Here is a 3,945-nt window from a genome sequence, read left to right on the forward strand (position 1 = left end):
CAATGCGCTGCCACCAATCACGATGGCAGCCTAACCAAGGCAGAAATCCACTTAGCGATCGCCCGGAAACTGTTCAGACAAACCGAGCCACCTCTCAACAACAGGCGCATCCGGTAGCACTCTTCGGTCTTCACATGCGCAGCCCGAAACCAGCCGGTGCGCATGATGTGAGCGATGCCGAGCGCGTCCTTCTCGTCGGTCTTGTTGCGTTGCGCCGACATCGCGGCGCGCACATGCCGCGTCTCCAGGCAGACCGCCGGCAGGCCGAGTTTCAGGAGCTCGGAGTGCAGCCACGGCGACAGCGAGCCCGCCTCGTGGCCGACGCGCCGCAGCCGCGCCACGAAGGGTTTGAGCACAGCGAACAGCGCCTCCGGTTCGGTCGCCACCTTGACCGTCAGATGCACCTCACCGCGATCGTCGACGACACACACCGCCGTCTCCTCAATCGCAACATCCATCCCACAAAAGAATTCCATCAGCCGTCTCCTGCGTGGTTTGACGGCAACAACTGTATCAACCGAGCCACCCGCGGCTGTCGCTGAAGGCGCGGCCTGCCGATTACGGGCGGCATTCCCGCCTTCCCTGCTCCACCCGACCGTCCGACCTCCCCTCACCTGCGCTCTTCCCCGCGCTCGTCGTGGCGGACGCCGGTCCGCCGCATGAAGAGCGTGCGCGACGCCGGGCGGCTGGTTCGGCCGCCGCGGTCGAAGAATAGCGACCGATCCGCACCGGTCTTACCGGTTGGCGGCGCGATATCCGACGCGGCAACACCCGCCTTCCGAAGGGTGTTGAGATAGGCAGCCGTCGCCCGCGGTAGCGGCCGGCCGGTCGTCAGATGCTTACGATAGCGCCCCGGTCCGGCATGGTAGGCGGCGAAGAGACCGGGGAATCCAAAGCGGTCGTACATCGCCCTCAGATAGGCCGTTCCCGCGAGAATGTTGTCGCGCGGGTTGTGCGGGTCGAGCCCGAGACCGTGCTGCATCCGCATGTCCCGATAGGTCTCCGGCATCAGTTGCATCAACCCAACGGCACCAGCATCCGACGTGATTGGGGCGCCGTCGACGGTGGTTCGGCCGCCGCTTTCGGCATCGATGACGGCGTAGATCCAGCGATCGGGGATCGCGAACCGGGCCGACGCTTCGTTCACGAACGCACTCCATCGGGCGAGGTGCGGATCGACTGCCGCCGGCGGTTCGGCAAGCGCCAAGGGAACGATCTGCAGCGGTGCGAAGGCGAGGACGGCCGCGACCAGAAGGCTCATTCGGTCCATAGCGGCACGAGCCTCCCGATCACGTGGTCGATCGGGACCGGCCCAAAATATCGGCTGTCGAACGACGCCGGAACACCTTTCGTGGCGAGAAAGACCTCGGCCGGGGCGAGCTTGCCGCAGCCGTTCCACCACGGCAGACGACGCCCCGCCCCATCGTTCCTGAGGCGTTTGACGGCCACAGTGCCGGCAATGATGATCGCCTCGTGGAAGGCGCAAACCTCGTCACCGGCAAGGGCTGCGACCCGTTTGACGAGCGGCACACCGCGCGGAAGATAGCCGCGCGCGGCCGCAAGCCGGGCCACTTCGTCGGGCGGGCGAACGAGGACGAAATCACCGCGCTTGGGCGCGCCAGTGACGCGCCAATAGAGACCGATCGGCGTGCTCGCGCTGGCGTTCCAGACGAGCAGCGGATGCGGTTCGAAAATCCCCGGACCGGCAATCAATCCGATGCCGAGCGCGGCGATGCCGACGATCGACAGGCGACGCCGGAACTCATGCGGGCCCTTCCGTAGCAACCACCACGCGTTCATCGCTGTCCTCCCGGCTTGCCTGGAGCGTCGGATTGTCCGGAAGAGTGAGCGTCGCCCGCGCTTGTCGTCCGCCCTTCCGACCAGGCGTCGAGATCGTCGATGTGATAGCGGACATATCGTCCGTGCTTGCGGTAGATCGGGCCGGTGCCGGCGGTTCGCATCTTCTCCAGGGTCCGCGCCGACAGTCCCACATAGAAGGCGGCCTGGGCGGTGTTCAGGAACGGGCTTCCGCGCTTGGCACGGGCCGCACGAGCGTTCTCGTCGTCCATGATCTCCTCGCCGTTTGGAGGTTCGGATCGCGGCCGAGAGGGCCGCTTCGGTGTCGGCGAGGATCGTCGGAGGCGACGCCGTTGGGGACCGGCGAAGACTCATGGGCGGGAATTCGCCCCCCTTCGCCGAGCCACGACTTCGGCGTACAGGAGGGGCGAGAACGGCCCCGCGCGGATTTGCGCGGAGCCGCAGGAGCCGGCCGTCAGTCGGCCGGGTTCCAGATGATGGCAAAGGTGTCCGGGTCGTCCTGGCCGGCAGCGCGGCCAAGATTTGCGTAGACCTTGCGCGGTCCAAACTCCGGTGCGGCGAGGCTCAAGGAGACGTAGGCGCTGCCCGAAACCTGGCCGACACGCTCCCATCCGGCACCGAGCTCGACGTGTTCGCGGTCGTCGGTAAAGACCCGGAAATCGGGCTGGTTCTCGGTGTCCTTGTCGCGGTTCGGCACGAGTACGACGCTGCGCCGGATGCTGAGAGTGTTGACGAAGCCCTTGTAGGAGCCGTCCGTCTGGCGGGTGAGGTAGCCGATGGCTGCCATGGTTCGATCCTCCATTCGATCGTGCAGGGCGTCCATCGCCCTGCTTGCGGCAGACCGTGGATGGCGGTCGCGCGGTCGGCACACCCGCAAGGGCCGAAGCGCCAGCGTAGGACCGGCGGAGGAGAGCTATTTTGGAGCGAAGCAGCGCGAGGAAGCCCGTTGGAGCACCGCGGAAACGGGCGGGGAAAATGGCGACTGAGCGCCGGTTGTGCCGGACCGAAGACCGCCATAGGTCGACCAGCCGAAGCAGGCGAGTGGATGCATGGTCCCGATGGAGGACCCAGGCCGATGACCGGCATCGGCGCGACGCCCGCCGACGTAGGCGCGCGATACGGGCCTGCCAAATCACCCGCAATTGATGCGGCACCTGCTGTTCCGACAACGCTCAAGGCGCGACATCACCGCCAGCCGGGCACTGACAGCCAGGTCTGCGATGCCCTCCGCGCGCTTACGATGGGTGCCTCGTGAGCATGAGAAAGCCCACGTCCGGCGCCCACCTCGCTCTCGTCCCCGCCGGTGAAGACCCGCAAACGTGGTGGCCGACCGATGCTGAAACGACGGCCGTCCCGATCATTGGGCGGCTGCGCCCGAGGCAACCATCGGATCCGTCTGCGTGGCGTCGCCCGGTCGGTCCACGTCGATCTAGAGACCGGTTCCGAACTCGAACTCTCGCTCGCGCCACCGTCAGGGCCGTCGCTCGATCCGCTCAATCATGCGACGCGTGCCGTCGTGTCGGGCAATATCCGGATCGTCGCCAACGACTTCCGGAGCCCTGCCCCGCTCGTCGGTGCAGGCCCTGCGCCCGCGCGCCCGACAGTTGCAGGGCCGCGACCGCTGTCCTTGGAAACATGCAGAACCGTAGACGCAATATGGTCGGTCTGCCCGCGTCACCACCGCAATCCGATCGAGTCCGCCGGTCGAGATGCAGCCGCAGCCCAATGGAAGGCTGGGGACCGCATCCCTTCTGTGTCGGGGCCCTCAGACCGTGCCAGCCACCTTTCCGTCGGCTTTCTCATCGAACTGAAGCAGGAAATCGGCGGCGTACTAGGCCTGAGCCGCCGCTTGGAAGATGGCGCGGTTGTCCTCGCGGAGAACCCCGACCCAGAAGGCAATATAGTCCGCGTACCGCACCGTCGGTTCGATCCCGAGCGCGGCGCGGGTGAAGCCGAACGCCCCGTAAGGTCGCGACCGAGCCGGCTACCATTGCCGGCCCGTCGGACGCTTGACCGTCTGTTGCCTGAGCTTAGAGCGCGTTTGAGAAGGGGGTTGGTTCATTGCCATCGGCGCAGGAGGGTAGCTGAGGCGGCAATGGTGATGAGGGTTTCGGCAACGTCGGTGAT

General features: G+C 66.4%; 4 protein-coding genes and 2 pseudogenes. All 6 read right to left on the reverse strand.

All coding sequences use genetic code 11. The annotated features are described in order from the left end of the window. Positions 1-65: 65 nt before the first annotated feature. Positions 66-476: pseudogene (locus ACSSVZ_RS27960) on the reverse strand (IS110 family transposase); the annotation flags it as partial. Between the two features lie 134 nt (positions 477-610). Beyond that, positions 611-1,270, reverse strand: coding sequence for a lytic transglycosylase domain-containing protein (locus ACSSVZ_RS27965; protein ID WP_453974143.1), 660 nt, complete (start codon positions 1,268-1,270; stop codon positions 611-613). Beyond that, the gene (locus ACSSVZ_RS27970; RefSeq protein WP_453974144.1) at positions 1,258-1,800 is read right to left on the reverse strand and encodes a S26 family signal peptidase; all 543 of its coding nucleotides are present in this window, start codon (positions 1,798-1,800) and stop codon (positions 1,258-1,260) included. The genes ACSSVZ_RS27965 and ACSSVZ_RS27970 overlap by 13 nt, the downstream gene beginning before the upstream one ends. Beyond that, the gene (locus ACSSVZ_RS27975) at positions 1,797-2,069 is read right to left on the reverse strand and encodes a helix-turn-helix transcriptional regulator (RefSeq protein ID WP_453974145.1); all 273 of its coding nucleotides are present in this window, start codon (positions 2,067-2,069) and stop codon (positions 1,797-1,799) included. Before ACSSVZ_RS27975 ends, ACSSVZ_RS27970 begins: the two co-directional genes overlap by 4 nt. A 203-nt stretch (positions 2,070-2,272) precedes the next feature. Further along, positions 2,273-2,605, reverse strand: coding sequence for a DUF736 domain-containing protein (locus ACSSVZ_RS27980; protein WP_453974146.1), 333 nt, complete (start codon positions 2,603-2,605; stop codon positions 2,273-2,275). Positions 2,606-3,652: 1,047 nt separating this feature from the next. Beyond that, positions 3,653-3,813 (reverse strand): annotated as a pseudogene (locus ACSSVZ_RS27985) (zincin-like metallopeptidase domain-containing protein); the annotation flags it as partial. Between the last annotated feature and the right edge of the window lie 132 nt (positions 3,814-3,945).

It is taken from the genome of Amorphus sp. MBR-141, assembly GCF_053628695.1.